Origin of the sequence: Rhizobium phaseoli, assembly GCF_010668805.1 — a bacterium.
GTDB lineage: Bacteria > Pseudomonadota > Alphaproteobacteria > Rhizobiales > Rhizobiaceae > Rhizobium > Rhizobium phaseoli_A.
On record NZ_WUFT01000012.1, the window covers coordinates 25,281 to 51,368 of the forward strand.

General features: G+C 63.3%; 24 protein-coding genes. 1 reads left to right on the forward strand and 23 read right to left on the reverse strand.

Features of this window, described 5'->3' with window-relative positions:
• Positions 1 to 2 precede the first annotated feature (2 nt).
• The 8 genes from GR197_RS19260 to GR197_RS19295 form a co-directional block, all read right to left on the reverse strand.
• A complete protein-coding gene (locus tag GR197_RS19260) occupies positions 3 to 1,757 on the reverse strand; it encodes an FAD-dependent oxidoreductase (protein WP_164012364.1) in 1,755 nt (584 codons plus the stop codon).
• A complete protein-coding gene (locus tag GR197_RS19265) occupies positions 1,750 to 2,838 on the reverse strand; it encodes a branched-chain amino acid ABC transporter permease (RefSeq protein WP_164012366.1) in 1,089 nt (362 codons plus the stop codon). Before GR197_RS19265 ends, GR197_RS19260 begins: the two co-directional genes overlap by 8 nt.
• Before the next feature lies 1 nt (position 2,839).
• The gene (locus GR197_RS19270; RefSeq protein WP_164012368.1) at positions 2,840 to 3,703 is read right to left on the reverse strand and encodes a branched-chain amino acid ABC transporter permease; all 864 of its coding nucleotides are present in this window, start codon (positions 3,701 to 3,703) and stop codon (positions 2,840 to 2,842) included.
• Positions 3,700 to 4,410: an ABC transporter ATP-binding protein gene (locus GR197_RS19275; RefSeq protein WP_164012370.1), complete on the reverse strand. Its 711-nt coding sequence runs from the start codon at positions 4,408 to 4,410 to the stop codon at positions 3,700 to 3,702. Before GR197_RS19275 ends, GR197_RS19270 begins: the two co-directional genes overlap by 4 nt.
• Positions 4,410 to 5,129, reverse strand: a complete 720-nt coding sequence (locus GR197_RS19280; RefSeq protein WP_164012372.1) for an ABC transporter ATP-binding protein — start codon at positions 5,127 to 5,129, stop codon at positions 4,410 to 4,412. The genes GR197_RS19275 and GR197_RS19280 overlap by 1 nt, the downstream gene beginning before the upstream one ends.
• A gap of 91 nt (positions 5,130 to 5,220) precedes the next feature.
• The gene (locus GR197_RS19285; RefSeq protein WP_164012374.1) at positions 5,221 to 6,498 is read right to left on the reverse strand and encodes an ABC transporter substrate-binding protein; all 1,278 of its coding nucleotides are present in this window, start codon (positions 6,496 to 6,498) and stop codon (positions 5,221 to 5,223) included.
• Between the two features lie 24 nt (positions 6,499 to 6,522).
• Positions 6,523 to 7,587, reverse strand: coding sequence for a maleylacetate reductase (locus GR197_RS19290; protein ID WP_164012376.1), 1,065 nt, complete (start codon positions 7,585 to 7,587; stop codon positions 6,523 to 6,525).
• Positions 7,584 to 8,444, reverse strand: coding sequence for a dioxygenase (locus GR197_RS19295; protein WP_164012378.1), 861 nt, complete (start codon positions 8,442 to 8,444; stop codon positions 7,584 to 7,586). The genes GR197_RS19290 and GR197_RS19295 overlap by 4 nt, the downstream gene beginning before the upstream one ends.
• A gap of 80 nt (positions 8,445 to 8,524) precedes the next feature.
• Here GR197_RS19295 and GR197_RS19300 point away from each other — a divergent pair, with 80 nt between their 5' ends.
• Positions 8,525 to 9,475 (forward strand): LysR family transcriptional regulator, encoded by a 951-nt coding sequence (locus GR197_RS19300; RefSeq protein ID WP_164012380.1) that lies wholly within the window; start codon positions 8,525 to 8,527, stop codon positions 9,473 to 9,475.
• Positions 9,476 to 9,511: 36 nt separating this feature from the next.
• Here the strand turns inward: GR197_RS19300 and GR197_RS19305 are convergent, their stop codons facing one another.
• The 15 genes from GR197_RS19305 to GR197_RS19375 form a co-directional block, all read right to left on the reverse strand.
• On the reverse strand, positions 9,512 to 10,126 hold the full coding sequence (locus GR197_RS19305; protein WP_204330295.1) for a flavin reductase family protein: 615 nt from the start codon (positions 10,124 to 10,126) through the stop codon (positions 9,512 to 9,514).
• Positions 10,123 to 11,349 carry an acyl-CoA dehydrogenase family protein gene (locus GR197_RS19310; protein WP_164012382.1) on the reverse strand — a complete coding sequence of 409 codons (1,227 nt, stop codon included), beginning with the start codon at positions 11,347 to 11,349 and terminating at the stop codon, positions 10,123 to 10,125. The genes GR197_RS19305 and GR197_RS19310 overlap by 4 nt, the downstream gene beginning before the upstream one ends.
• Positions 11,350 to 11,410: 61 nt before the next feature.
• On the reverse strand, positions 11,411 to 12,190 hold the full coding sequence (locus tag GR197_RS19315) for an alpha/beta fold hydrolase (RefSeq protein WP_164012384.1): 780 nt from the start codon (positions 12,188 to 12,190) through the stop codon (positions 11,411 to 11,413).
• A 24-nt stretch (positions 12,191 to 12,214) separates the two neighbouring features.
• Positions 12,215 to 13,228, reverse strand: coding sequence for a zinc-dependent alcohol dehydrogenase (locus GR197_RS19320; RefSeq protein WP_164012387.1), 1,014 nt, complete (start codon positions 13,226 to 13,228; stop codon positions 12,215 to 12,217).
• Entirely contained in the window at positions 13,225 to 14,274 is a 1,050-nt protein-coding gene (locus GR197_RS19325; protein ID WP_348643288.1) for a branched-chain amino acid ABC transporter permease, read from the reverse strand. The genes GR197_RS19320 and GR197_RS19325 overlap by 4 nt, the downstream gene beginning before the upstream one ends.
• 4 nt (positions 14,275 to 14,278) lie before the next feature.
• Positions 14,279 to 15,136 carry a branched-chain amino acid ABC transporter permease gene (locus GR197_RS19330; protein WP_164012389.1) on the reverse strand — a complete coding sequence of 286 codons (858 nt, stop codon included), beginning with the start codon at positions 15,134 to 15,136 and terminating at the stop codon, positions 14,279 to 14,281.
• Positions 15,123 to 15,851, reverse strand: coding sequence for an ABC transporter ATP-binding protein (locus tag GR197_RS19335; RefSeq protein WP_164012392.1), 729 nt, complete (start codon positions 15,849 to 15,851; stop codon positions 15,123 to 15,125). Before GR197_RS19335 ends, GR197_RS19330 begins: the two co-directional genes overlap by 14 nt.
• Positions 15,848 to 16,579: an ABC transporter ATP-binding protein gene (locus GR197_RS19340; protein WP_204330296.1), complete on the reverse strand. Its 732-nt coding sequence runs from the start codon at positions 16,577 to 16,579 to the stop codon at positions 15,848 to 15,850. Before GR197_RS19340 ends, GR197_RS19335 begins: the two co-directional genes overlap by 4 nt.
• Before the next feature lie 125 nt (positions 16,580 to 16,704).
• A complete protein-coding gene (locus GR197_RS19345) occupies positions 16,705 to 18,003 on the reverse strand; it encodes an ABC transporter substrate-binding protein (RefSeq protein WP_348643289.1) in 1,299 nt (432 codons plus the stop codon).
• An 81-nt stretch (positions 18,004 to 18,084) separates the two neighbouring features.
• Entirely contained in the window at positions 18,085 to 18,903 is an 819-nt protein-coding gene (locus GR197_RS19350; protein WP_164012396.1) for an SDR family NAD(P)-dependent oxidoreductase, read from the reverse strand.
• 245 nt (positions 18,904 to 19,148) lie between these two features.
• Complete coding sequence (locus GR197_RS19355; protein WP_164012398.1) at positions 19,149 to 20,411, reverse strand: isoprenylcysteine carboxylmethyltransferase family protein; 1,263 nt, start codon at positions 20,409 to 20,411, stop codon at positions 19,149 to 19,151.
• Positions 20,412 to 20,428: 17 nt separating this feature from the next.
• Positions 20,429 to 21,127, reverse strand: a complete 699-nt coding sequence (locus GR197_RS32405) for a tail fiber domain-containing protein (RefSeq protein ID WP_348643290.1) — start codon at positions 21,125 to 21,127, stop codon at positions 20,429 to 20,431.
• On the reverse strand, positions 21,091 to 23,670 hold the full coding sequence (locus GR197_RS19365) for a caspase family protein (RefSeq protein ID WP_164012400.1): 2,580 nt from the start codon (positions 23,668 to 23,670) through the stop codon (positions 21,091 to 21,093). Before GR197_RS19365 ends, GR197_RS32405 begins: the two co-directional genes overlap by 37 nt.
• A 246-nt stretch (positions 23,671 to 23,916) precedes the next feature.
• Entirely contained in the window at positions 23,917 to 25,194 is a 1,278-nt protein-coding gene (locus GR197_RS19370) for an L-fuconate dehydratase (protein ID WP_164012402.1), read from the reverse strand.
• A gap of 78 nt (positions 25,195 to 25,272) precedes the next feature.
• On the reverse strand, positions 25,273 to 26,007 hold the full coding sequence (locus GR197_RS19375) for an SDR family oxidoreductase (RefSeq protein WP_164012404.1): 735 nt from the start codon (positions 26,005 to 26,007) through the stop codon (positions 25,273 to 25,275).
• Positions 26,008 to 26,088: the final 81 nt, after the last annotated feature.

Sequence of the window (26,088 nt, forward strand, 5' to 3'; positions counted from 1 at the left end):
CCTCACCGGTCCAGGATTGTTTTCAACACGCGGCGCAGTTCGCCGGCGGGATCGGCCGCCAGGCCTTCCGAACGCCAGGCGACGTGGTGGTCGGGCCGCACCAGGATGACGCCGGCATCGCCGACTTCGCGGGCGCGCGCCCAATCGCCATAATGATCCTGCCATTGTTGCCGAGGCCCGATGATATGGGTGATGATCGGCAGATTGAGCTCGGCAGACAAGGCCTCAGCCGCATCGACCCAGCCGCGGCCGCCGATGCCGGTCAGGATGGTGAACCTGCCATGGCCGCAGAGATCGAGCGTCGAGGCTTTCTTGTTGCCGTCGCCGAACAGCCAGGCATGCGGCAGGCGCGCGCCGGGCCAGGTCGTCTGCTCGAAATGCAGTTCGTTGTCCTGTATGAAGGCGGGCTCGGGCTGGCCTTCAACTGCGACTGCCGCCGACTTGTAACGATGGTTCATCTCGACGCCGTGGGCGTCGAATTCGTAGACCTTGAAGGCGATCGCTTCGCGCAGAGCGGCCCGCTGGGTCTCGGCGGCGGGCGTGTCGTCGCAGCGACGGTCCATATTCTCCTGCATCTTCACCGGATCGATGGAATCGAGCAGGCCAAGCGCGCCGAAGATCGGGCCGAATTCTTCGATCGACTGGTTGGCACGGGTGACGATCTGCTTGGCGACAGGCGCGCGCTCCTCGGTATAGGTCTCGAGCAGGCCGGGGCCGGCCTGGCCCCGGACGACCATGGCGAGCTTCCAGGCGAGGTTGAAGCCGTCCTGGATCGAGGTGTTGGAGCCGAGCCCGTTCGACGGCGGATGGCGGTGGATCGCGTCACCTATGCAGAAGACCCGGCCCTTGTGGGCGCGCGCGGCATAACAATTGTTGACCGTCCAGGTCGAGACCGAAGTGACTTCGATGTCGATATCGGGATCGCCGATCAGGTCGCGGGCCACGCCCTCGGCAAAGGCATTGTCGACATCTGGCACGCCCTGGGTGATATCGTAACCCCAGTTGATCAGCCACTCGTTCCACGGCCGGATCATGCGGACGAGACCCATGCCGATGCCGCCGACATTCGAGCCCGGCTGCAGCACCCAATAGAGCACCGAGGGGCGGTGGGCCACATAGCGCGTAAGATCGGCCTTAAACACGATGTTCATCGAGCCGGCGACGCCCATCTTCCCCTCGAACGGCAGGCCGATATGCTGCGCCACCAGCGAGTTGCCGCCATCGGCTCCAACAAGATATTTCGAGCGGATGGTGAAGTCCTTGCCGGTCAGCCGGTCGCGGCAGGTCGCCGTCACGCCGTCGCCATCCTGCACGTGGCTGACATATTCCGTCGACATCCTGGCCTGCGTGCCACGCGAGCAGGCGGTCTTGAACAAAAGCGGCTCCATGAAGGTCTGCGGCAAGTCGTTCATCTCCGTCGGCGAAGACAGCAGATGCTCCGCCTTGGACTTCGGATGGTTGCCCCAGGTCTTAAGCCGGCCCAGCTCCTCGCCGGCAATGGATGTGCAGAACACGTTCTCGCCCATGATCTCCTGCGGGCTGCAATGGAGATAGGCCTCGGCCTCGACCTCGCGGCCGAGGTCGCGCAACACCTCCATGGCCCGTTGGTTGGTGATGTGGGCACGCGGCGTGTTGGCGAGCCAGCGATAGCGGTTGATCGCCATGTTCTCGACACCATAGGTGGCGAGCAGCGCCGCAGTGGCCGAGCCCGCCGGGCCGGTTCCAATGATCAATACGTCGGTTTCGATGTCAGCCATCAGGCACTCCCTCGTTCGTCTTTATTTTTGGCCGGCCCGCCAGGATGCGGCGGACGGGAAAGAGCTGGATTCCGGTGCGGTCGGTGAATAGGCCCCACAGGCCGCGCGGCGCAAACAGCATGATCAGAATGCCGATCAGGCCGAGGATCAGCAGATACCAGGAGCCGTAGTCGGCAAGCAGGTTCTGCAGGATGTAGAAGACGATCACCCCGACGATCGGCCCTTCGATCGTGCCGATGCCGCCGATCACGACGATGAAGATCACGTAAGCCGTCCAGTCCGGGACCGAGAAGGCGGCGTCCGGCGAGATGCGCGCCTTCTGCACGTAGATCAGTGCACCGGTGAGGCCGGTCGCCAGCGCTGCGACCAGATAGACGAAGGATTTGGTCCAGAGCGGGTCGACGCCGACGGAGCGCGCCGCCTCGCGGTTGTCGCGTACGGCAGCAAGGCCAAGTCCCTGCTTGGATCGCAGCAGCTTGTAGATCGAGCCGATGGTAAGCATCGCCAGGAGCAGCGCCAGCCAGTAGCAGACGATGTCGGTCGCCTGCGGCCCACGCACGCCCAGCAGATCGGCGACGAAGCGGACGCCGACCATGTCACGCGCAGCGCCTGCGGGCAGCGAGGTGCCGGTGCCGCCGCCCAGCGCCTTCCACTGTGCGAGCGAGAGCCGCACGATCTCGGCGATCACCCAGGTGCCGATCGCGAAATAGGCTCCTTGCAGGCGGAACACGAAGAAGGCGGTCGGTATGGAGAGCGCGAGCGCCGCAAGCCCCCCGAGCACGATGGCCGCCATCGGATCCATTCCAAGCAGGCTGACGCCGCCGAACATCGCATAAGCGCCGAAGCCGACGAAAGCTTGCTGGCCGACGGAGACGAGGCCGGCATACCCCGCGAGCAGGTTCCAGCACTGCGCCAGCACCAGCATGGTCAGGATGGAGAACAGGTCCTGGATCACGGCACGCGGCGCAAAGAGCGGCGTTGCGGAGGCGAAAGCCACCACCGCGAGGATCAGCAGGATGGAAACCAAGGAACCGCGCGTGCGCGTCGAGACGGACCAGGATGTGGAAACATTGTCTGCCATCTCAGTCCACCGCCCGAGGGAAGAGGCCGCGGGGCCGGACGATCAACACCAGCAGGAAGGCGACATGCCCGGCGAGAATCTGCCATTCCGGATCGACCGCCGCACCCATCGTCTGCGCCACGCCGATGATGATGCCACCGGCCAGCGTGCCCCAGAACGACCCCAGCCCGCCGATGATCACGGCCTCGAAGGCATAGATCAACCGCGCCGGCCCCATGGTCGGATCGAAATTCGCACGAGTGCCGAGATAGAGCGCGGCGATCGTCACGACCATCATCGCGATGCCGGTTGCGGTCGCGAAAATCCGTTCGGCCCGGATGCCCATCAGACCAGCAGTGGCGCTGTCGTCGGACGTGGCGCGGAAGGCGCGGCCGAGCGAGGTGCGATAGAACAGAAGGTTGAGAGCCACGATGACGCCAACGGCGGAAAGGAAGGTGAGCAGCGGCATCGTGCCGATGCTGATCGGCCCGACCTGCAACGAGGCCGTTTCCAGCGCACCTGCCGAGATGCGACGGCTGTCGGCCGAAAAGCCTTGGAGAAGCCCGTTCTGGATGACGACCGAAAAGCCGAAAGTCACCAGCAGCGGCGGCAGAATATCGTCGCCAAGTGTGCGGTTAAGTACGAGGAATTGCAGCGCCCAGCCGAGTGCGAACATCACGGGCAGCGCCACCACCGCGGCAAGGAATGGATTGAGCCCAAGCGCGGAGACCAGCAACAGCACCAGGAAGGCGGCCAGCACGATCAGATCGCCATGCGCGAGATTTACCAGCCGCATGATGCCGAAGACGAGGCTCAGTCCCGCCGCGAAAAGCGCGTACAGGCCGCCGAGCAGAATGCCCTGGATGATCGTGTCGAGCCAGTTCATCGCGCATGCGCTCCGAAATAGGCCGCGTGGATATCCTCGCGGCTGAGTGTTGCCGGCGTGCCCGTCAGCGTCACCCGTCCCTCCATCATGCAATAGACCCGGTCGGCCACCTTCAGAGCCTGGCCGATATCCTGCTCGACAATGACGATTGCCGCGCCGGTCGCGCGGATCTTGGGAAAGGCCGCATAGATGTCCTTGACCACGACGGGCGCGAGGCCGAGGCTCACCTCGTCACAGAGCAGGACCCGCGGATTGGACATCAGTCCCCGGCCGATCGCCACCATTTGCTGCTGGCCGCCCGAAAGCGCGGTGCCGGGCTTGTGCCGCCGCTCCTTCAGCACGGGAAAGAGCTGGTAGATGGCATCCAGTGTCCAGGTGCCGTCGCCGCTGCGGCCGTATTTGCCGATCAGCAAATTCTCCTCGACCGACAGCGAGGGAAAAAGGCGCCTGCCTTCCGGCACCATGGCGATGCCGAGCCGCACGACGTCGGGCGCCGACAGCGCGCCGATCTCGGCGCCGGCAAAGCGGATATGGTTCGGCGCATTGCGAATCAGCCCGGAGATCGAGCGCAGCAGCGTCGACTTGCCGGCGCCATTGGCGCCGATCACGGCCACCGTCTCGCCTTCGTCCAGCATCATGTCGACACCGAACAGCGCCTGGAAGTCGCCATAGAAGGCCGTCAGGCCGTGTGTCTCGAGCACCGCCATCAGACCTCGATCCCGAGATAGATTTCGCGTACCTCTTTCGAAGCCATGATGGTGTCGGGATCGCCGATCCCGATCACCCGACCGAAATGCAGCACGACGAGCCGGCTGACCACGGAAGTCAGAGCATGCAGCACATGTTCGACCCAGATGATCGACACGCCACGGCCGTGGATCACCCGAATCGTCTCGACGAGCTCCTGACATTCTCCTTCCGTCAGGCCGCCGGCGATCTCGTCGAGCAGCAGGATCCTGGGGTCGGTGGCTAGCGCCCGGGCGAGTTCGAGTCGCTTGCGCTGCAGCAGCCCAAGCGTCCCCGCCGGCTGGTTCGCCTTCGGGTAAAGCCCGATCCTGACGAGAATGTCGGCGCATCGATCGCTGACTTCGCGCTCGGTCTTGCGTGAGCCGAAGGCGGCTGCAACCAGCAGGTTCTCGAAGACCGTCAGCTTTTCGAACGGCTGCGGGATCTGGAATGTCCGGCCGATGCCGGCAAGACATCGCGCCATCGGCGGCTGCCGCGTCACGTCGACGCCATCGAGCCGGATGCTGCCTGCGTCGACACGAATGTTGCCCGTTATCAGGTTGAAGAGGGTAGATTTGCCGGCTCCGTTCGGGCCGATCACCCCGAGCGCTTCGCCACTTTCCAGCGCAAACGAAACCTGGTCGGCGACTTTCAGGGCGCCGAAGCTTTTCGATAGCTGGTCAAGCACGAGTATGGGCATCAGGGTCTCGGGTTACAGGCTTCCGTTGAACGGCGGCCCGGGGTTGAGCGCCGAGCCGATCAGGCGGTAGCTCCACCGCCTGGGCGCTGGCTCAGGCGATGGCTTCCATCTTGCCGCCCGTCGGGATATTCGGCGCCGTCTGGTTGTCGACGATGATGAGGTCGTAGCCGCCGCCGTCCTTTAGGCGCCACTGGCCGCCGACAAGCGGAGTCTTGGCGATGTTCTTGGTGGCGAAAGGCGGTAGGTTTGCGCCGTCCCAGGCGACCTTGCCGACGATCGTCTCGAGGTTCGTGGCGGCGATGGCCGAAATCACGGCCGCGCTGTCGTTCGGATCGGCCCGCTTCATCACGTCGGCCGCCACTTCGAACAGCGCATGGATGAAGCCGATTGGCTGGGTCCAGGGACGACTTGTCGCCGCTGTGAAGCCGTCCGCAAGATCCTTGGAGTTCTGGCCGGTCAGCGATGACTTGAACGGATGGGTTGCCGACCACCAGACTTCGCTCGAGAGGTTGTGGCCGTTCTTGCCGAGCGCCTCGACCGCCTGAGGGAACAGGATAGCCTTACCGATGGAGGCGACCTTCGGCTTGAAGCCCTGCTGCTGCGCCTGGTTCCAGAAGGTGGTGAAGTCCGGCGGGATCATCACGCCGGTGATGATCTCGTCGCCAGCCGACTTGAAGGCGTTGATCTGCGCGGAAAAATCGTCAGTCAGGTTCTGGTAGCGGCCGGGGTCGTTGAGCGTATAGCCGAGCTTGTCCAGGACCGGCGGGAAGCCAACCTGCTTGTCACCCCAGGCATTGCCGTCGCCGTCATTGGGGAATAGGCCACCGACCTTCTTGTTGGTCGTCACCTGGCCCCACATGTTGGTATAGACGGCGATGACGTCTTCAAGGCCCCAGAAGAAGTGGAAGGCGCTGTTGAACGGCTTCCACGACGACGGGTCACCCGGATTGGCCTGCTGGCCGATGAACCAGGGCTGCCACGGCGCCATGGTCGAGATGCAGGGCACTTCCTCGGCTTCGCAGGTCGTCGCCACCGGGTTGGTCGTCTCGGGCGTCGACGCGACCAGCACCGCATGCACCTTGTCGGTGACGATCAGTTCCTTAGCGACTTCGGCGGCGCGGTTCGGGTTGGACTGGCTGTCCTTTACCACGACTTCGTAATTCAGTCCGGCGGCCTTGGTCGCCGCCATGAAGCCGTCAATGATGAACTTGTCGGCTTCGGCGAAGGCGGCCAGCGGGCCGCTCTGCGGGCTGACATAACCAAGCTTGATGGCGGTACCCTGGGCGATGGCCGGCATGGTCAGCCCCGAGGTCGCCGCCACGGCTCCAGTGGCGGCCGCAGACTTCAGCAAATCACGTCTCGTAAACATATGCCTTCCTCCTCCCAAAAGAATTCAATATGGCGGACGGCGTCCGCTCCATGCGTCCTGCAAGAGCGCGCGGATCGACCCATGATCGATCGGCCGCGGGTTCGCGTAGGGATTGCTGTTGGCGATCTCGGCTGCGCGGTCCAGATCAGCCTCGCTGAGGCCGAAATCCCTGAGCGCCTTCGGCGAGCCGATGGACTTCGCGAAGTCGTAAAGCGCCTGCCCGGGCGTGCCGCCACCGAAAATGTCCGAGATCGGCTTCATCAGTTCCGGCACGGCCGATGCGTTGAAGCCGATCGTGTGCGGCAGCATGATCGAATGCGTCTCCGCATGCGGCGTGTCGAAACTGCCGCCCAATGTGTGGCAGATCTTGTGATGCAGCGACATCGAGATCTGGCCGAGCACCGTGCCGCAAAGCCACGCACCATAAAGTGCTTTCTCGCGGGCTGAACTGTCACGCGGGCTTTCGATGATAACAGGCAGCGCTTCCTTGAGCGCCCGCATCCCGTCGATGGCCATCATTGACGTGATCGGGTTGCGGTCCGGCGCATAGAGCCCTTCGGCGGCGTGCGCGATGGCGTTCAGGCCGCTGGTGATGCTCATGTCGACGGGCAAGCCGAGTGTTAGCTCCGGGTCGTAGATGACGACCTCGGGTGTGATTTTCGGGCTGCGCACGGTGGTCTTGACGCCGTTTTCCGTCTGGCCAAGGATCGGGGTCACTTCGGAACCGGCATACGTCGTCGGCACGACGATTTGCTGGATATCGGTGCGATAGGCCATCGCCTTGCCGAGCCCGGTGGTCGAACCGCCGCCGAGCGATACGACGCAATCCGCGCCGACCTCGGCCGCGCGCGAGACGGCGCGCTCGGTAACCTCGACCGGCGTATGCATGGTCGCATCGGTGAAGGTGCCGACCGAGAGCGAACCCAGCCGCGCCGACAGGGCCTGCGCATCCGCCGCCTGGTGCGGCGTCGACAGCACCAGCGCGCGCCGGCAGTTTAACGCCTCGACCCATTTGCCCACATCGGCACTCGCTCCGTTGCCGAAGACGATGCGGGCAGGACTTCCCTGGTAGCTGAACGACAGCGTCATGTCGCGCCACGTCCTTTCTTCGCCCTCACCATGACGAAGGTAAAGTCGAGTGTCGAACTCTCGCCTTTGCCTGATGGCTTGAACTCGCCGATCAGCTCTTCTTTGACGCCAAACAGGGCATCCCGGGCGAGGTTTGCATCGCCGCCGTCATAGACATGCGTGCTGATCGTCTCGAAGCCATCCGCCTTGATCAGGAAGTGCAGATGTGCGGGGCGCCGGAGTGGAAAGCCAAGGCCGCCAAGCATCTGGCCAACCGGCCCGTCGCAGGGCACGGCATAGCCGCCCGGCCGGACTGTCTTGTAGCGGAAATCGCCCTTGGTGTCGGCCGTGAATACGCCGCGAAGATTGAATTCGGGTTGTTGGTCCGGTTGCTGGTTCTCGTAGTAGCCTTCATTGTTGGCTTGCCAGGTCTCGATCGTGGCGCCCGCGACGGGCTGCCCATCGAGATCCTGTACATGGCCGGCCACCGCCAGAACGGGGCCGACGCCGTCGAGCGAGATATTGGAGTCGAGCGCCAATCGGGGTGCGTCGGCACGATAGAACGGCCCGCGCACCGTATTGGGCGTTGCGCTCTTCGGCCGGCGGGTATTGATCTCCTCGATGAGCGCGGTGACCCCCAAAAGGTCCGAAAGCAGCACCCATTCCTGCCGCCGTCCGTCACTGGCGTGACCAACCTCGGTGAGGAATTCCACCGTCCGTCGCCAGTCGGCATGGGTCGGACGCGTCTCGCGGATGAGCTCGTGCAGGTGTTCTATGAAGGATACCATGAAAGCTTGCAGAGGCCCCTCCGCATGCTTGTCGAGCCGCTCGGCCACAAGCTGCGCAGAATTGCGCTCGCTGAACGTTATATCTGGCATGACTCCTCCCATGACGATAATTTAGCAGCCCGGAACTGAATGCTTGATAATTTTTTTCGTGATTTGTATGCGTATTTGTTATGAAGATCGACGAGCGACATCTGGTGCAACTTGCGGCGGTCGTCCAGGCAGGAGGCGTGACCGAAGGTGCGACGCTGCTGGGGCTTAGCCAGCCGGGAGTGTCGCGCACCCTTGCCATGCTGGAAAAGCGGCTCGGCGAGCCCCTGTTCATCAAAGGCCGAAGGCCACTGCAGCCGACGCCGCTCGGCCGGGCCCTGGCAGACCACGGCCAAGCCATGCTCATGGCGTCGCGCAAGGCGTCCGCCTTGGTCGAAGGCTTCCGGCACGGCCGGACAGGGCTCGTGCGCGTTGGCGGCACGCCGTTCTTCATGGACGCGCTCATCGCAGGCATGATCGCCGGTTTCCAGAACGATTTTCCCGAAGTCCGTATCGAACAGAGTTATGACTATCTTCCCGAGTTGCGCGCGGCGATCGTCGCCGACCGCATCGACCTCGCCATCTGCCCGATCGATATGCTCGACGAGGGATCGGGGATGCGTTTCCAGGAATTGCTGCCGGGCCGGAACGTCGTGGCCTGCCGCCTTACCCATCCGCTTTTGCTCAAGCGCAAGCTGACCGGGCCCGACTTGCTTGAGTATCCCTGGATAGCGCCGCCGCCCGGCAGTCCGCTGCTTGCCGACCTGCGCAGCCTCGTTCTCTCGCTCGGCGCAACTGAGACCAAGATCCGCTATGCCGGCGGGTCGCTGACCAGCGCGATCAACTACATGAAGGAGAGCGACGCGCTCACCATCCTGCCGCACAGCGTGGTTTTCGCCTATCGCAACGACAAGGCGATCACCGCCCTGCCGGTCAACATCCCGCATCCGGAACGCGCGCTCGGCTTGCTCAGGCGCACAGGAGACGTGGGCGCACCGGCTATCGAGGCGTTCTCGACGCATATTCGCAAAAGTTTCGAGAATCTGAGGCATCTGATCAAGCGCCACGAACAGTCCGTGATCTGGGGGATGTGAATTCGTGGCTGGCGGCGGGTGCCGCCACGCCGAATGTCAGAATGTCGCCGAATCGTCCGGCCACAGCATGACCGGTGCCGCGACGGTGTCGACCACCGGACCGAGGCCGTGCCAGGCACGGTTGGTGTAGACCAGGGCCTCGGCCTGCCGCGTGGCATGTGCCCCGGGCGAGACCGATGTCAGCTCCGCCGTGACCAGACATGCCCCCGGCGTCTCCAGCCGGCCTCGAAGTTCGGCCCGGAACCAGAGCTCGACCTGAGGATAATAGGGCTCGCCGCCGTCGAGCCGAGCCCATTGAACATCTGGCCCGAAGCGATCGCTGCCCGATGTCGCGCAGAGCCGGGCGAGCTGCATGTCGGCGCGGCGAACGAAGTGGACGACCACCGATGCCGCCCGCTCCACCACTTTCGCACTCGACGAGGATGCCGAGAGCGAAAAGGCGACCATGGGCGGCACCGCGCTGATCGAGATCAGCGAGCTCACCGTCAGCGCCACCGGACCTTCGCCCGCATCGGCCGTGATGATCGCTACGCCCGACGGGTGATGCCGGAACGCTGCCATGAAGGCTTCGGTGATGCCCTGGCCACCGCCGGCGGCACCCGTTTCGGCCGCCGCCACCTTGCCCGGCATGCCTCTCGCGGCCGCGCTCATTTCTTCTCGATCAGGTCGTAGAACTGCCAGACCCGATCGCTCCACACGCCGGCAATGTCGCGGCCGGCGGCGGCGACGATGTTGGGATTGATCGTGAAATGGTTCGCCGCCGTCAGCATCTCGCGATAGATCCGCTGCATCACGCCGTAACGCAACGACGCGCCGCCGAGCGCGCGGTAGACGAAATGGCAGGCATCGACGCCGGCCTCATGCACTTCGGATTTGGCGAGATGCACAAGGCTTATCTGCCGGGTCGTCATGCGGTTGCCGGCTTCGATCGAGGCCTCCACGTCGCGCCAGACCTCGAATAGAAGGGCGCGCGCGGCGCGGACTCGGGCTTCCGCGCGGCCGAAATCAAACCAGAACTTATCGCTCTCGCCGAGCATGCCGGCACGGCCAGTCTTGGTCTTGGCATATTTGGCGGCTTCGTCAAGCATGCGACGCGCCGCACCGATCGCCCACCCGGAATGGCCGATGGCAGCGAGGCCGACGACGCCGAGGCTGAAGAATTCCTTCATACGCTGCGGCTCGGCGGTCAGGATCGGGAACACCATGTCGTCAGGGATGAAGACATCGTTGGCGGCATAGTCGATGCTGCCGGTCGCCTGCAGGCCAAGGGAATTCCAGTTCCCGAGCAACTCGTGCTCTCCGACTGGCGCATGGGCGCAGAGCACGATCACGTTGCCCTTCTCGTCCTTCGCGGGTTGACCGTTTCCATCGTCGAGCAGCGCTGCCGTATGGGTATAGGTGGCGTGGTAGATACCGCTCGCATAGGCCCACTTGCCGTTCAGCCGATAACCGCCATCAACCTTCTTCAGCATGCCCGTCGGCGTGCCCTGGCCGGAAAACCGGTTGTCGGTCTTGCCGTCGAACAGACGGCCGATCGCCGTATCGGGCAGGAAGGCCGCCGACATCGCGCCGATGCAGGTGTGCACCATCGAGATCCAGCCGGCCGCGCCGCTGTGATAGGTGATGGCTTCAATGAGCTGAAGTCCCTGGGTCGGCGAGAGCTGCGCACCACCGATATCCTCGCCGGCGAAGACATGGCTCATCCGCAGCGGCTTGAGCGCCTCGAAGGTCTCCTCGTTGAGGCGGCCGAGCTTTTCATTGTCCTCGGAATTCTTGTCGAGGATCGGGCCGACCTCGTCGACATGGGCCAGGAGGGACGCGAAGTCCGTCTTCGTGCCCCAGTAGCCTGATGCGTGCTTGATTAGTGCGTTCATGACAATTCCTCCTTGATTGACCTGATCATACAGTTCGCCTGACGGCGCCGCTTCTTTGGTTTCACCGGGCGAGGAAGTCGCCGATGGCAGTGACGGTGCGCGGATCTTCCTGCATAGCGAAATGGCCGACCTCCTTGATGATCAGTGTCAGCGCATTGGGAATGCTCTTTTCCCAGATCGGCGCCTGCGAGGCCGGCAGCATGCGGTCCTTGTCGCCCCAGACGATAAGTGTCTCATTCGGAATCCGGCTCAGCCAACGGCCGAGATTGGGGTGACCGAAACCATGCGCCTTGAGAATGTTGCCGAGCGCCGGGCCTTCCTTTTCGCGTGCCGCGACGAAATCCTCGACCGAGGGGCATTCCGAACCGCCGGGGAAATAGCGCGCCGCGACTTCGGCATTGTGGGCCAGGTATCCAGGCAATTCCTGCGGCGGGACCGCGCCGAGATCGGCGCCGGGATGGTCCGGGTGATTGAGGCCGGCCGGGGCGTTCAGCACCAGCTTGCCAAACTGCTCGCCAGCGACGGCGGCGATCTCGGCCGCCATCCAGCCACCCATGGAATGTCCGACCAGATGCGGCCGGTCGAGGCCGAGCGCTTTGACGAGATGGAGGTTATGGACCACCATGTCCTGCATGCCGGCAATATGCGGCGCCTCGCCGCTCTCGCCGAATCCGGGATGGAAGGGAAGGTAAACGCGGAACCGATCCGCCAGCTCGCGCGCCCATTCATGGCCCTCGAGCGTGGCCGCGCCGTGCAGCGCCAGCACCGCGGGGCCGCGTCCGATCGCCTTCACCACCGTTCGGACGCCGTTGATATCCTGGGTAAGAGTTTCAAATTCCATTGAATATCCTCCTCATACAATCTGTCAGGCCGCGTCGGCGGCGATCAGCACCTTGCACTGCGTCGTCCGGCGCTTGAGTGCCTCGAAGGTCTCGGGCACTTCGCCGAAACCGATCCGGTCGGTGATCAACGCTTGCGGGCGATAACGGCCCGGCCCGAGTGCCGCGAGCGCGGTTTCGAACTCGGTCATGTTGAAGAACACCGCGAAGATGCTTTGGATTTCCTTCGACAGCGCCGCGAACGGATCCCAGTCGTCACCGCCGACGCAGAGGCCGACGCCGACCACAGTTCCGTGGACCCGGACCAGTTTGCAGGCGAAATCGATCAGGCCGCGTTTGCCCACGCATTCGAAGACAATGTCGGGCGCGCCGCTGCTTTTGCTCCGGAACTCCTCCGCGAGACCGGGACCAGACAGGGCAAAACCAGTCGCGCCGATGGCCGCCGCCCGCTCTTCCTGATGTCGGTTGATATCGGCGACAATGACCTCGCGCGCACCATGCCGGCGCGCCCAGAAGGCGACGAGCAGGCCGATCGGCCCCGCGCCAAGGATCAGCACGCGGTCGCCGGGTTTCAGGCCGGACCGCATGACGCAATGAAGCGCCACGGCGACCGGCTCTGCCAGCGCGCCCTCCGATATCGGCAGGTCGTCGGGAAGTATGCGGCACTGGCGCGCCGCCACGGTGGTGAATTCGGCATAGCCGCCGCCGATCAGCCGCATCTCGGCGCACCAGGCCGGCTCGCCACGCTTGCAGCTGTCGCAATGGCCGCAGCCACGCATCGGCGCCACGGCCACCCGGTCGCCCGGCCTGAGCGTGGCGACGGCGCTGCCGCAACTGACGACCTCGCCGGCAAATTCATGGCCGAGTACGTCATATTGCTTGAGGCCGAAGGTTTTGGGGTCCTCGGTCATGTGGAGATCGGAGCCGCAGATGCCGCAGGCGGCGATCTTGAGCAGGACCTCATCATCAGCCGGCTCCGGCACCGGGCGTTCGCCGACTGTTAAAGGCAGTCCGACACGATCGAAAAGCACAGCCTTCATGTCCGGTCCTCCATCAGGCGCCGTCGTGTTGGGAACCAGGGTGCGTCGACGACCTTGCAGATCAGGCCCCAGATGCCGCCGCGGGCGAAGAGCGCCATGAACAGGGTCATAAGACCGAGGACCACGAGATAGGTCGCGCCGTATTCGCCGAACCAACGCTCGGCGAAGAAGTAGATCAGCGCGCCGATCAGCACGCCTTCCAGCGATCCCAGCCCGCCGACCATGACGATGAAAATGGCGATATTGGCCCAGTTGGGATCATAGGCCGAGGGTGGTGTTATGCGCAGCTGGGCCATGAAATAGATGGCGCCCGCAAGGCCCGTACCGACGGCTGCAGCCACCCAGATCAGGAAGCGCAACCGGCTGACATTGACGCCCTGGCTTGCTGCCGCGACAGGATTGTCGCGCATGGCGATCAAAGCCAAGCCGTAACGCGAGCGCAGCAGCAGGTAGCTGCCGCCGACCGTCATCAGCAGCATCAGCGCGCAGAGCAGGGATACACCCACGGCGCGTTCGGTCGGGGAATAGGTGGTCATGACGCGCAGGCTCATGCCAGCGCCGGCATTGACGTAACCGAATACGGAGGTCGCCAGCCGCACCACCTCGGCCACGACCCAGGTGCCGATCGCGAAATAGGGTCCGTCGAGCCGGTGCAGCAGGCCATAGGTGGGGATGGCGAGCAAGGCCGGCGCGATCATCGCCAGCACAACGGCAACAAAGGGATTGATGCCCCAGAGCTGGGCCATTACGAACATCATGTAGGCGGCGACGCCGACAAAGACCTGTTGGCCGACCGACACCAGGCCGGCATACCCTCCCAGCAGGTTCCACATCTGCGCCACGGCGATGTAGCAGCACAGCTCCACCACGTCTCGGATCAGGCCCTGGCTGGCCCAAAGCGGCATCGAGGCAACAGCAAAGAGCACTGCGATGCCGAGGCCCATCGCGATGATGCCCGACATGGTCTGACGCTGGACCCGGACCGGCGGAAGATCCATGGCATCGATCGGGCCTGGAGCGGGAGCGATTGCGATCGCTTGGGTCACGGTCTCAATCCTTTCCGAGAAGGCCCTGCGGCCGCAACGCGAGAATGAGCAGGAAGACGAGATGGCCGGCCAGGATGCCGAAGCCGGGATCGATGCGGAAACCGAACGACTGGCTGATGCCGAGCACCATGGCACCGATGAAGGCACCCCAGATCGAGCCCATGCCGCCGATGATCACCGCTTCGAAGGCGTAGATCAGTTGGAAGGCGCCATCGGCGGGCGACACCGTCGAGCGCATCGACTGAAACACGGCGGCGAAGCCAAGTATGGCGACCGCCAGCGCGGTGGCGCCGGCATAAACGTTTTTTGGGTTGACGCCGGTCATTGCCGCTGCCTCGACATCGGCCGACGCCGCGCGCAGGGAACGGCCGAAACGGGTATATTGCATCGTCGTTGCCAACCCCGCCGTCAGTACGGTCGCGGTGATCAGCACGATAACGGGCAGCACGCCGACGAAGAGCGGCCCGAGTTGGAAGGAGGCCTGGGCAATGCCGCCGCTCGGCAGCGAGCGGGTGTCCGCCGACCACAGCTGCAACATCGCATTCTGCAGCGCGGTCGACAGGCCGAAGGTCGCGATCAGCGACGGCAGCGGGTCTGCGCCGACCACCCGATCGAGAATGAGCCGCTGCAGGATTAGGCCGATGATGCCGCCGAGCGCCACCAGCACCACCAGCACCACCCACGGGCCGAGCCCGAAGGTCGAGGCGAGGCTGATCCCGATCAATGCCAGCAGGATCATCAGGTCGCCATGCGTGATGTTTACCACGCGCATAACGCCGAACATCAGCGCCATGCCGAGCGCATATTGCGCATAGAGGCCGCCAAGCAGAATGCCCTGGACCAGTCCGTCAAGCCACTGCATGGGATGCTCCGAAATAGGCTTCGCCGATCTCCTCGCGGGACATATCCGCCGACCGGCCGGTCAGGGTCATGCGGCCCTCCAGCATGCAGTAGAGCCGGTCGGAGGCCGATTTGGCCAGACCGACATCCTGCTCGACCAGCACGACGGCGGTGCCATTCCTCGAGATCGCGGGGATGGATTGATAGATTTCCTTGACGACCTTCGGCGCCAGGCCAAGACTGATCTCGTCGCAAAGCAGCAAGCGAGGTTGGTTGAGCAGCGCACGCCCTATGGCGACCATCTGCTGTTGACCGCCGGACAAGGATTGCACAGGCACTGCTTGCTTTTCCTTGAGGATCGGAAACAGCGCGTAGACGCGCTCGATCGTCCAGACCTCGCCATGTCCCGGCGCGGCATGGTCGATCGCCACGCGCAGATTGTCGAGGACAGACATTCCGGCGAAGAGCCGGCGACCCTCGGGCACGATCGCCACGCCATCGGCCACCATGCTATGCGGCTTGCTGCCACCAACCGGGCGGCCGTCGAGATACACCATGTCGGGTGCCACTTTGATGAGGCCCATGATCGATTTCAGCAGGGTGGATTTGCCGGCGCCGTTCGCGCCGATCAGGGCGACGATCTCTCCCTCGGCGATTTCGAGATCCACGCCGTAGAGCGCCTGGAAATCACCATAGCGGGCCTTGAGCTGGTGCGTGGACAGAAGCGTTTGGGTCATGCCTCGATCCCCATGTAGACACGGCGAACTTCGGGGTTCTTGATGACCTCGTCCGGCAGGCCCTCAGCGATCTTCTCGCCAAAATTCAGCACCATGATCCGGTCGGCCACCGCGAGCAGCGCATGCAGCACATGCTCGATCCAGACGATCGTCACGCCACGGTCGCGGATGCGTCGGATCAGTTGCACCAGCGCCTTGCCCTCCTCGTCGGTCAACCCGCCGGCGATTTCGTCGAGCAGCAGCAAACTCGGACTCGACGCCAGCGCCCGGGCCAGCTCCAGCCGCTTGCGGTCGAGCAGCGTCAACGAGCCCGCCGAACGGTTGGCCTTGTCGGAAAGCTCGCAGTCGCTGAGAATCTGGGCACAAAGCGCATAGCTCTGGGCCTCGGTGCGGCCGCCGCCAAATGTCGCCGCGACGAGCAGGTTTTCGAATGTCGACATGCCGACATAGGGGCGCGGGATCTGGTATGTGCGGCCGATGCCGATCTTGCAGCGCACATGAGGCGGCTGGCCGACGAGGCGCTGTCCGGCGAACACGAGCTCGCCGGCATCGTTCCTGAGGTCACCGCTGATCAGATTGAAAAGCGTGGTCTTTCCCGCCCCGTTGGGGCCGAGTATGCCCAGCACCTCGCCACGCCGGACATCAAAGCTGATGTCCTGCAGGACGCGCAAGGCGCCGAAGGATTTGCTCAATCCTCTCGCTTCCAGCAATACGCCGTCCAATAGCATCCTCCGCTCCCGGTTGGAGCAAGCGTAGGAACACGCCCGCCCGTCCGGTTTTCATGCATTCAGCCTGGTCTTGCAGATCGCCGGGCGACCTCGTGGTCAATGTGGCCCGCCCGACGTGTCCAGGCTTAGCTCGCCCAGGGGATCACCTTTATTTTCTGTTCGGGTTCGAACAGTTTGTTGACGGTGTTGTCGACGATCTTCAGGTCATAGGGCCATTTCTCACCTTTGACCCACTGGCCGCCGAAGATCGGCGTCGTCGAGACGTTCTTGTGCGGGCCGCTGGAGAAATCGACCTTGCCGATCAGCGTGTCGAGTTTCGTTGCCACCATGGCATCACGGTTGGCGGTGCGATCGAGGGGGTTGGACGAGCGTTTGAGAATATCGATCGCGACTTCCCAGATCGCATGACTGTAGCCGAGCGGCTGCGTCCACTGCTTCTTGGTTTCGCTCTCCCATTGGTCGGCGATGTCGCGGCTCACTTGTCCGGTCAACGTCGATTTGAAGGGGAAGGCAGGCGCCCACCACACTTCCGACGACATGCCGTCGCCGAGTGGGCCGAGTGCCTGCACGCCGCCCGGGAAAAGCAGTGCCGCCGCGACGGTGACGGCCTTGGGCTTGTATCCTTGCTGGGCGCACTGGTTGATGAAGGTCTTGAGGTCGTCAGGATAGGTGATGCCGCCGACGATCTCGCATCCGGCAGCCTTGAAGGCGGCGATTTGTGCGGAATAGTCGTTGGTACGCGGCTGGAAGAAGCCCGGGACGGTGATCTCGAAGCCGGCCTTCTTGGTCGGCACCGGCAGACCGTAATCGTTGTTACCCCAGGTCTCGCCGTCCGCATTCTGTGGAAACAGCAGGCCGACCTTGCGGTTGGTATCAAGCGTATTCCACAGGCCAACGAAGGTGTTGAGCGCCTCATCGAGGCCCCAGAAGAAATGATAGGTCCAATTGAACGGCGTCTTCTGGCCGCCACGCGGGAAGATCACCGCCTGCCACGGCGCGCCGGTCGAAAGGCAGGGGCACTCGTTAAGTTCCGCCTGGTCGGCGGAAGGGCTGACGGTGTCGGTGGTCGATGCGGGCAACAGCAGATGCACGCCATCGTTCAGGATGAGGTCGCCAGCGACTTCGGCCGCGCGGTTCGGATCGGACTGGCTGTCACGGATCAGGATTTCGACATCGAACTTGCCGGCTGCCGTCTCCAGGCCATCCTTGAGCAGGGCCTTGACTTTGTCCGCCGCCCAGCCGTCGGTTTCGCCGAACAGCGCAAGCGGACCGGTCGCCGGCGTTACGAAGCCGAGTTTGATCGTGCCGGCCGATTGCGCGCGGGCAATCATGGGTGCTCCGAGCGCCGATGCGGCCAAGCCGGCACCGATGCCCTTCAGCACGGTCCGGCGTGATGGTCTTATGATTTTCGTATTCAGGTCCACCTTCGGCTCCTCCCTTTGGTGATTTGTCGTCTGCATGCGTATTGGCGACGGCCGACCGTTCCTCGCTGGCCAGCTGTCACATCACTTGATGCGGTTCATCGCGCCGCCATCGATGACGATCTGGCTGCCGGTGACGTAAGACGAGCATGGCGATGCCAGATAGAGTGCAAGGCCCTTGATGTCCTCAGTGTCGCCGATCCTCCCGATCAGCGATTGCTCCTCGAAAGCCTTGCGGTCCGCGGGAATCTTTAGCCGGCCGCCGGCGATGTTGGTCATGAAGGGCCCAGGCGATATGCAGTTGACGAGGATGCCGAACATGCCCAGTTCCATTGCCATCTGGCGGACGAAATGGTCGACGCCCGCCTTGGCGGGCATATAGGACGTGCCGACGATCGCCTCGTTGATCTGTGCCGCGATCGAGGACGTGACGATGATCCTGCCGCCGCCCGATTTCTTCATGTGCCGGGCAGAATTCTTGACTGTCGTGTAGACCGATGTGAGGTTGACCTCGATGCCACGATCCCATTGCGCGTCGTCCAGCGCGTCGATCGCGCCTTCCGGAATGCGTCCGCCTTCGGTCGACAGGAAGCCCGGGCCGGGGTCGATGCCGGCATTGGCGAAGACCACGTCAATCCGCCCATGCCGTTTCGCCACAGCGTCGAAAGCGTCGCTCATTCCGGGTCTGTCGGAAACGTCGACGACCTGCCCCCAGACGTCACCGCCATTGGCTTTGATTTCGGCAACCACCGTTTCCAGCGTTGCCGCGTTCAGGTCGAAGATGCAGACGCGCGCGCCATTGTCCGCCATGACCTCCGCATATGCACGGCCGATGCCGCTGGCACCGCCGGTGACAATCACCGACTTGCCACGAACGTCGAACATTTCTTGCAATGTCGCCATTCTGTCTCCTCCCACTTCGAGAAGGCTAACAGCGAACGACCCGTGCTTTAATAATTCTTTTCAAGTTTAATATGTCTATGTGTTATGAAGTTCGGGAGTCTAGAGTGAGGTTTACGGCGGGTTATCCGCTGAAAAAAGCAATGAGAATTTGTAACCGGCCGATTGTTGCCGCGGAGATTTCGCTTTGAACATGCAAGGGGCAGAGCTTGCCGATCTCGCCCAGGCCTACGTCCTTTGCGCGTCTTTCAGACGCGCGGCGCCGCAGGCGCCAGCCGACGCTTGGCCATCGCTAGAAGCCCATGTGCGGCGACGTTCTCGGCATATTGCCGATAGGCGGGATCCCGGCTGAGCATGCGCTCTTCGGCGCGGGCGCGCATGAGATAGATAAGACTGATGATCGCCAGCATGCCGGCCCGCGCCAGGCCTTCGGCCAGGCCACTGGCGATGAAGCTTGGAAACGCAAACAGCCACCAGGCGATGTTCTTCGAGACATAGGCCGGATGTTTGATGAAGCGGTAGGGGCCCGATGTGACGATGCCGCGATGGGTCAGGTTGGAAAATCGCGGCCCGAAGGCGACGGTTGCCCAGACATAGATAATCGTGCAGGACAGCGTCGCGACGCTCCAGAGGATGAAGACCAGCGATCCCTCCTGGATAACGCTCTCCCAACCCGGCCCGTCGCCATAAGGCACGAAGGCATGCGAAATCACCGGGAAGAACGGCTCATAGCAGATCAGGCAGACGAGCCAGCCGAGCGCCGTCGTCTCCGTCGCCCGGATATGCCATCCAAAAAGCTTGAAGGTGGCGATGTAGCCGCCGGCCGCCAGGATGACGTCGAGAAGCAAGACGAGCCGCAGCAAGCCTTCGAACCAGGCGGCCGAAAGTGAGGGAAACAGCCAGGCCGGCTTTTCGGCAAGATCGGAAAGCGCGGCTATGCCGCTTGAGAACATCAGCACGAGGAAGAAGCATTTGATCGCCAGCAGCCGCAAGGCGAACAGCACGTCTTCTTCGCGAAAATCCTGCATCAGCACCGCACGGCCGACCTGATTGAGATAATCGTCGGGTTCCTCGGCGACGAGATCGGTGACCGCGACGTAGAGAATGGTGGCGCCGACAAGAGCGATGGAGATGGGGATGGTGGTATGGCCGGCCTCGATGAACCATCGGACCGCCGACGACTGCGTGAAAAACGGAAAGACGGAACAGGCGATGACGACCGCACCCAAAAGCGCGGCGATGCCGACAAGCTTGGTCCCGATGCGCCGCCAGGAAGCGGCGGGAGCCTCATGCCGCCTCTCCCGCAATGCCCAGGCCCGGCGCGCAGCCGGTGTGCCGTCGACGACGATCCACGCGAGGAGAAGACAGAGGACGGCAAGCGCCATCGCCTTGCCGGGCTCGAGCCGCATATAGGTCGCGAGCGCAATGCCGACGAGAACGCCGGCAAGGGTCGCAGCCTGAGTGACCAAGGGGCTCCCGGCGAGGGTATCCCTGTCCTGCGATATGGGCACGCGCTCGGCTTTCTCGATCAAATCGCCGGCTGGACGGAGCGTTTCCGCGCCGCCTTCACCGCCTGCGCCATCGCTGCTTCGGCTGTCAGTGGTGACAGATCCGGCACCGAGATCATCGCAATATCGAGCTTGTCATAATCGACCATGTAATAGCCCGATCCGGTCGCGATGACCGCATCGGGTCTGATCGCCAGCAGATCCTGCGCCATCGTGCCGACGAACATCGGCCCGCCCCAGATGTAACGGAAAGCATAGATCGGAATACCCTCAGCCGAGGTACCAAGGCGGCGGATATCGGTCTTCAGGCGGCGATCAGACCACGAGGTACCCGAGGAGCTCGATGAACTGCTTGAGCTGGACGAGCTGCTGGAACTGGAAGAGCCGCTGGAACCAGAGCCGCCGCCCATGCCGCCGCCGGAGCTGGAATTCCCGCTGGAACTATTCTCAGAGCGGGCGAAAGCCGGTTGATTGCTACTGACGGCCACTTTTTTAATGGCGGGCGTAGTTCTCCTGCCGGGCGTAACGTTTCTGGCCGGCTCTTCACTGGAAAATAGCGTCTTGGCGCCAGGATCGAAGATGCAACTCTGCAAGATTGCGCCTGAACCTGCAAGGAAGGTCGAGCAAAGCAGAACACGGATGATGAGCTTTCTTGTCATGTAGGGCGCCCCCGGATCGCCGTTTAGAAGAGATCGTACCTCGGATTTCGTTTTACCCATGTCGCCTTGGCGAGCTGAACGAGCCTGTCATCAAGCGATTTGGTTTTTGGAAGCGCCTTTTGCTCTTGAGCGGTCAGCTCGGCGGCTAAGGTCTCCTCCACTTTCTTCTTGGCGGCATTCGGCAAGGCTTTGAGCGCCGCCTTTGCCTGGTTCTTCGGATCGCCACTGCCTGGCATGTTGACGGCGGTCGCCAGCGCGAAATAACGGGCCGCCGTTACCAGGCTGTCAGCGTCTGCAGCGTCTTCCTTCGCCAGTATCGCGCGGTCGAGCGCACCCCAATAGTCGCCACGTTCGGCGCCCATCTCCAGCCACTTCGCAGCTTCCGCCTTGTCCGCGGCAACGCCGATGCCGTCGCGGTACATGCGCCCGAGATTAGTCGGGGCATAGGGCTGACCGCCCTCAGACGCCCGCGTGAAAAGGTCTAGTGCTTTCGGGAGATCCTCCGGGGCGCCTTTTCCGAAACGGTAGACGAGCGCAAGATTGTTCAGCGAATAGATGTCGTTGCGCTGGACGCCGGCTTCGTAGAAGCGGATGCCGCGCTCCGGATCGGCCGGGACGTTGACGCCGTTTAGGAAGATATAGCCGAGTTCGTTCATCGCATAGGTATGGCCGAGATCGGCGGCCTGCAGCATCAAGCGTAATCCCAGCTGCTGATCGGCCTTGGTGCCGCGGCCATAGTAGAGAGCCTTGCCGTAGCTGTGCAGGGCAAAGGGATCGCCCTTGGCCGCACCAGCCTTGGCGATGTCGCTAGCCTTGGTTGCATCGCGCGGAACGGAGGCGCCGGACTCGTAAAGGCTCGACACTTCGTAGATCGCTCGGACATGCCCGGCATCCATCGCCTTCTTGATCGTTGCGAAAGCCGTTTTGGTGTCGCGGTTGGCAAGCTGGGCGCGGCCGAGCTGGTAGACGAAGCGGGCCACCTCGGGATAGGCCTTTATTGCCTCGGTGCAGGCAGGCAGCGCCACATTCGGGTCGATCTCGTTCGGCAGCTTGCCTGCGGTAACGCCCTGCAGGTCCAGCGGTGCTGCGGCTGCGGTGTCGCAGGCGTCGAGCGCCGGCTTGAAGGTGATGGTTGCCGGCGGCAGATTGTCGTTGGCGGCCTGCAGCGTCAGGGCGAAAGGCTGGTTTTCGGTGCCGATCTGCGGCTCGTAGGAGAGGCCCGGAATATCGGCTGCCTCAAGCACATGGCCGAGCCCGATGACCCGGTCTCCGGCGCGCAGCGTGCCCTTGTCGGGCAGGGCTGCAACCTTGAAGGTCATCTCCGCCGCCGATGCCGGCACGACCGGCAGGCCGGCCGCGACGGGGCCGACGCCGATCGTGGTGCCGACGTCGCGCGACAGGGACTTCAGATAGGCGTCGGCATCGGCAAGCCGCACCTGTTTTTGCTGTTCGAGCTGGGCAAGCTTCGCGCCGGCATCCGCCGAGACGGTGATCGCGACGACGCCCTGCGTCGCCTGGCCATAGGGATCGCTGACGGAATAACCGATCAGGCCGACGGTTCCGGCGGCAACGCCTGAGGAATCATAGGTCAGCGCCGTCAGCGCCGCGGCGGGCATCTTGGCGCCCTGCTCGACCGGCTTGCCGTCGAAGGTGAGTTTGCCGGTCTGGGGAAGCTGGGTCAGTGTGACGAGCAGCGCCGAGCCGGTCTCGTCATGCGGCGGGGCTATCGGCAGCTTGGTGGCGGCAGCACCCTCCGGCACGCTCACCTGCTGCATCGACTCGACGCTTGGCGGCGGCGGCGCCGGAATGAAATAGAAGCTGTCCATCAGCGAGGAGTTTTCCCAGGGGACCTGCTTGCCGCCGGTCATGGCGATCACGTCGCGGCGCACATCGGTCAGCACCTGGCGGATTTCCTTATTGGGTTCGCTGGCGCGTTTGATGAAGGATTCGGAATAGGGGCTGAGCGCCCCGGTGCCATCGAGCGCCACCTGGCCGGGTTCCGTGGAAAAGGCGATCAGGCTGCCGAGATCGCTGTCGATGCGCGCAAGCCCGCGGGTGGCGCCGACCGGTTCCAGTTTTTCCGCCATCCAGAATTTCTGGGCGTTGAACGGATTGTTGCGGCAGGCGTCGAGGAAGATCAGCTGCACCCGCGAATTCTGCTTGAGATGGTTCAGGATGAGGTCGAGCGGCATGGTCTGCGTCTCGACGTCATAGGGCGTCTCCAGCGTCGCATCGACCGGCACGATGAAATTCTGCCCGCCCACCTGGATGCCGTGGCCCGAATAATAGATCAGGCCGGCATCGGCATTGCTGGTCGAACGCAGGAAGCGGCGCACCGTATCCTCGAGCCCGATGCGATCGACATTGATGCCGATCGTCACGTCGAAACCGGCCGCCCGCAGCGTGGCCGCGACCTCTTCGACATCATTGGCGGGATTGGGAAGCGAAGGCAGCGTCTTATAGACCGAGTTGCCGATGACCAGGGCGACGCGGCGGCTGCTCTCTTGCGTGATGGCGGCATGGGCGACGCCGATCGACAGCAGTATTGCCGCCGCCGTCAGCAGATAAGCACATAGTCTCCAGGCATTGTGGAACTTGGGCATGGCTCGATCGCAGACATTCTATTGTTTAAGTTCAATAAAATTTGCTGGCCCGCTGGTGCTAGGCCCCCTCCGCATTCACCGTTTGAAAATATTCCTCACTGTTAAAAAAAGCAAGCTTCGCCCGCCTCCAAGTGAATTGGAGCAGTCCTCTCAGATTGGAAGCCCATTATCGGCAGGAAAGACTGTCGAAATCAGGAATTTTATCCTGCCGCGGGCAGCGGATACGTCAGCACCGGCGAAGTTTCCTTAGCTTCGAAACGTATAGTTGCTGATCGAGGCTGGTTTCATCTCGATGGAGAAGCCCGGCAAGGTCGGCGGCATGTAGGCCGCGTTCTCGATCCGGCAGGGGTCGAGGAAGTGTTCGTGCAGGTGATCGACATATTCGATGACGCGGCCTTCCTTGGTGCCGGATACCGCGATGTAGTCGATCATCGACAGGTGCTGCACATATTCGCAGAGGCCGACGCCGCCGGCATGCGGCCAGACCGGCAGGCCGAACTTGGCGGCGATCAGCAGCACGGAGAGAACCTCGTTCAGCCCGCCCATGCGGCAGGAATCGATCTGGACGATGTCGATTGCGCCTTCGGCGATGAACTGCTTGAACATGATGCGGTTCTGGCACATCTCGCCGGTCGCGACCTTCACCGGCGCGATCGCCTGGCGGATCTTGCGGTGGCCGGCGATATCGTCGGGGCTTGTCGGTTCCTCGATGAAGAAGGGCTTGGCCGGGGCAAGCGCCTTGACCCAGTCGATCGCCTGGCCGACATCCCACACCTGGTTGGCGTCGATCATCAGGTAACGATCCGGGCCGATCACCTCGCGGGCGATCCGGAGGCGGCGGATATCGTCGTCCAGGTCGCGGCCGACCTTCATCTTGATATGGTTGAAGCCGGCGTCGATCGCCTCCTTGCAGAGGCGGCGCAGCTTTTCGTCTTCATAACCCAGCCAGCCGGCCGAGGTGGTGTAGCAGGCGTAACCGTCTTTTTCGAGGATGGCGATGCGTTCGGCCTTGCCTGCCTCGGCGCGTTTGAGGATCTCGATCGCCTCCTCACGCGTCAGCACGTCGGTGAGATAGCGGTAATCGACGATATCGGCGATCTCCTCGGGCGACATCTCGGCGACCAGTCGCCAGACCGGCTTTCCCGCCTGTTTGGCAAGCAGATCCCAGACGGCGTTGACGACGGCGCCGGTCGCCAGATGAATGGCGCCCTTTTCCGGGCCGATCCAGCGCAGCTGGCTGTCGCTGGTCAGATGCCGCCAGAATTTGCCGGGATGGGCGAGCACGTCGCCGAGGTCGGCGCCGACGACGAGATGGCGCATCGCTTCGATCGCCATGCAGCAGATGTCGTTGCCGCGGCCGATGGTGAAGGTCAGGCCGTGGCCGGCAAGATCGGGCGTATCCGTATCAAGAATGACGTAAGCGGCCGAATAATCCGGATCGGGGTTCATCGCATCCGACCCATCAAGGCTTTGCGACGTGGGAAAGCGGAGATCGAAGACACGAAGGTCGGTGATGCGGGTCATGGTGTATTCTCCGTTAACGGGGTCGGCTGCATGAGGGCCGGATCGGCCGGCGGGCGCCGGCCATATCGCTCAATGAGCTCAGATCGTCCAGCCGCCGTCGATGGCGATTGCCTGGCCCGAGGTGTAGGTGGCGCCGGCGAGATAGACGGCGAGATCGGCGATCTCCTCCGGCGAGCCGAGCCGGCCCATCGGCTGGCGGGCGATGAAGGCGGCGCGGGCGGCGTCATAATCGCCCTGGGCGCGCATGCGGTCCTGCAGCGACGGGCTTTCCACCGTGCCGGGGCAGATGGCGTTGCAGCGGATGCCCTCGGCGACGTAATCGGCGGCAACGGATTTGGTCAGCCCGATCACCGCCGCCTTGGTGACGCCATAGGCGAAGCGGTTTGGGACGCCCTTGATGCTGGAAGCGACGGAGGCCATGTTGATGATCGACCCGTCCTTGCGTTCACGCATGCCGGGCAGCACGGCGCGGATGGTGCGGATCATTGCCTTGACGTTGAGGTCGAGCGCAAATTCGAAATCGGAATCCTTCATCTCGAGGATGGAGCCGGCATGAACGAAGCCGGCGCAGTTGAACAGCACGTCGACAGCGCCGATCTCGGCAACGACAGCCTTGACCGCATCCTCATCGAGCACGTTCAGCTGATGGGTGGAAACGCCGGTTTCTGCCGCAAGCGTTGCCAGCGCCTCGGTGTTGATGTCGGTCGCATGGACCTTGGCGCCGATCGCGGCAAAGGCTGCCGCCGTCGCCCGGCCGATGCCCTGGCCGGCGGCGGTGATGAGGACGGTCTTGCCGGAAAGTCTGTTTGTCATGTCACGGGCCTTTTCTGGACGTGTCTAAGCTGGACGATGGAATGCCGTTTGTCTTGGCGACGGCTCGGGCATACACGCTTT

Excerpts from the sequence above, each read along its gene's own strand:
- GR197_RS19260 (WP_164012364.1), bottom strand. The coding sequence starts at position 1,757 with ATGGCTGACATCGAAACCGACGTATTGATCATTGGAACCGGCCCGGCG.
- GR197_RS19320 (WP_164012387.1), bottom strand. The coding sequence starts at position 13,228 with ATGAAGGCTGTGCTTTTCGATCGTGTCGGACTGCCTTTAACAGTCGGC.
- GR197_RS19300 (WP_164012380.1), top strand. The coding sequence starts at position 8,525 with ATGAAGATCGACGAGCGACATCTGGTGCAACTTGCGGCGGTCGTCCAG.
- GR197_RS19310 (WP_164012382.1), bottom strand. The coding sequence starts at position 11,349 with ATGAACGCACTAATCAAGCACGCATCAGGCTACTGGGGCACGAAGACG.
- GR197_RS19280 (WP_164012372.1), bottom strand. The coding sequence starts at position 5,129 with ATGCCCATACTCGTGCTTGACCAGCTATCGAAAAGCTTCGGCGCCCTG.
- GR197_RS19290 (WP_164012376.1), bottom strand. The coding sequence starts at position 7,587 with ATGACGCTGTCGTTCAGCTACCAGGGAAGTCCTGCCCGCATCGTCTTC.
- GR197_RS19370 (WP_164012402.1), bottom strand. The coding sequence starts at position 25,194 with ATGACCCGCATCACCGACCTTCGTGTCTTCGATCTCCGCTTTCCCACG.
- GR197_RS19270 (WP_164012368.1), bottom strand. The coding sequence starts at position 3,703 with ATGAACTGGCTCGACACGATCATCCAGGGCATTCTGCTCGGCGGCCTG.
- GR197_RS32405 (WP_348643290.1), bottom strand. The coding sequence starts at position 21,127 with ATGGGTAAAACGAAATCCGAGGTACGATCTCTTCTAAACGGCGATCCG.
- GR197_RS19275 (WP_164012370.1), bottom strand. The coding sequence starts at position 4,410 with ATGGCGGTGCTCGAGACACACGGCCTGACGGCCTTCTATGGCGACTTC.
- GR197_RS19265 (WP_164012366.1), bottom strand. The coding sequence starts at position 2,838 with ATGGCAGACAATGTTTCCACATCCTGGTCCGTCTCGACGCGCACGCGC.
- GR197_RS19305 (WP_204330295.1), bottom strand. The coding sequence starts at position 10,126 with ATGAGCGCGGCCGCGAGAGGCATGCCGGGCAAGGTGGCGGCGGCCGAA.
- GR197_RS19330 (WP_164012389.1), bottom strand. The coding sequence starts at position 15,136 with ATGCAGTGGCTTGACGGACTGGTCCAGGGCATTCTGCTTGGCGGCCTC.
- GR197_RS19285 (WP_164012374.1), bottom strand. The coding sequence starts at position 6,498 with ATGTTTACGAGACGTGATTTGCTGAAGTCTGCGGCCGCCACTGGAGCC.
- GR197_RS19365 (WP_164012400.1), bottom strand. The coding sequence starts at position 23,670 with ATGCCCAAGTTCCACAATGCCTGGAGACTATGTGCTTATCTGCTGACG.
- GR197_RS19315 (WP_164012384.1), bottom strand. The coding sequence starts at position 12,190 with ATGGAATTTGAAACTCTTACCCAGGATATCAACGGCGTCCGAACGGTG.
- GR197_RS19295 (WP_164012378.1), bottom strand. The coding sequence starts at position 8,444 with ATGCCAGATATAACGTTCAGCGAGCGCAATTCTGCGCAGCTTGTGGCC.
- GR197_RS19375 (WP_164012404.1), bottom strand. The coding sequence starts at position 26,007 with ATGACAAACAGACTTTCCGGCAAGACCGTCCTCATCACCGCCGCCGGC.
- GR197_RS19340 (WP_204330296.1), bottom strand. The coding sequence starts at position 16,579 with ATGCTATTGGACGGCGTATTGCTGGAAGCGAGAGGATTGAGCAAATCC.
- GR197_RS19350 (WP_164012396.1), bottom strand. The coding sequence starts at position 18,903 with ATGGCGACATTGCAAGAAATGTTCGACGTTCGTGGCAAGTCGGTGATT.
- GR197_RS19335 (WP_164012392.1), bottom strand. The coding sequence starts at position 15,851 with ATGACCCAAACGCTTCTGTCCACGCACCAGCTCAAGGCCCGCTATGGT.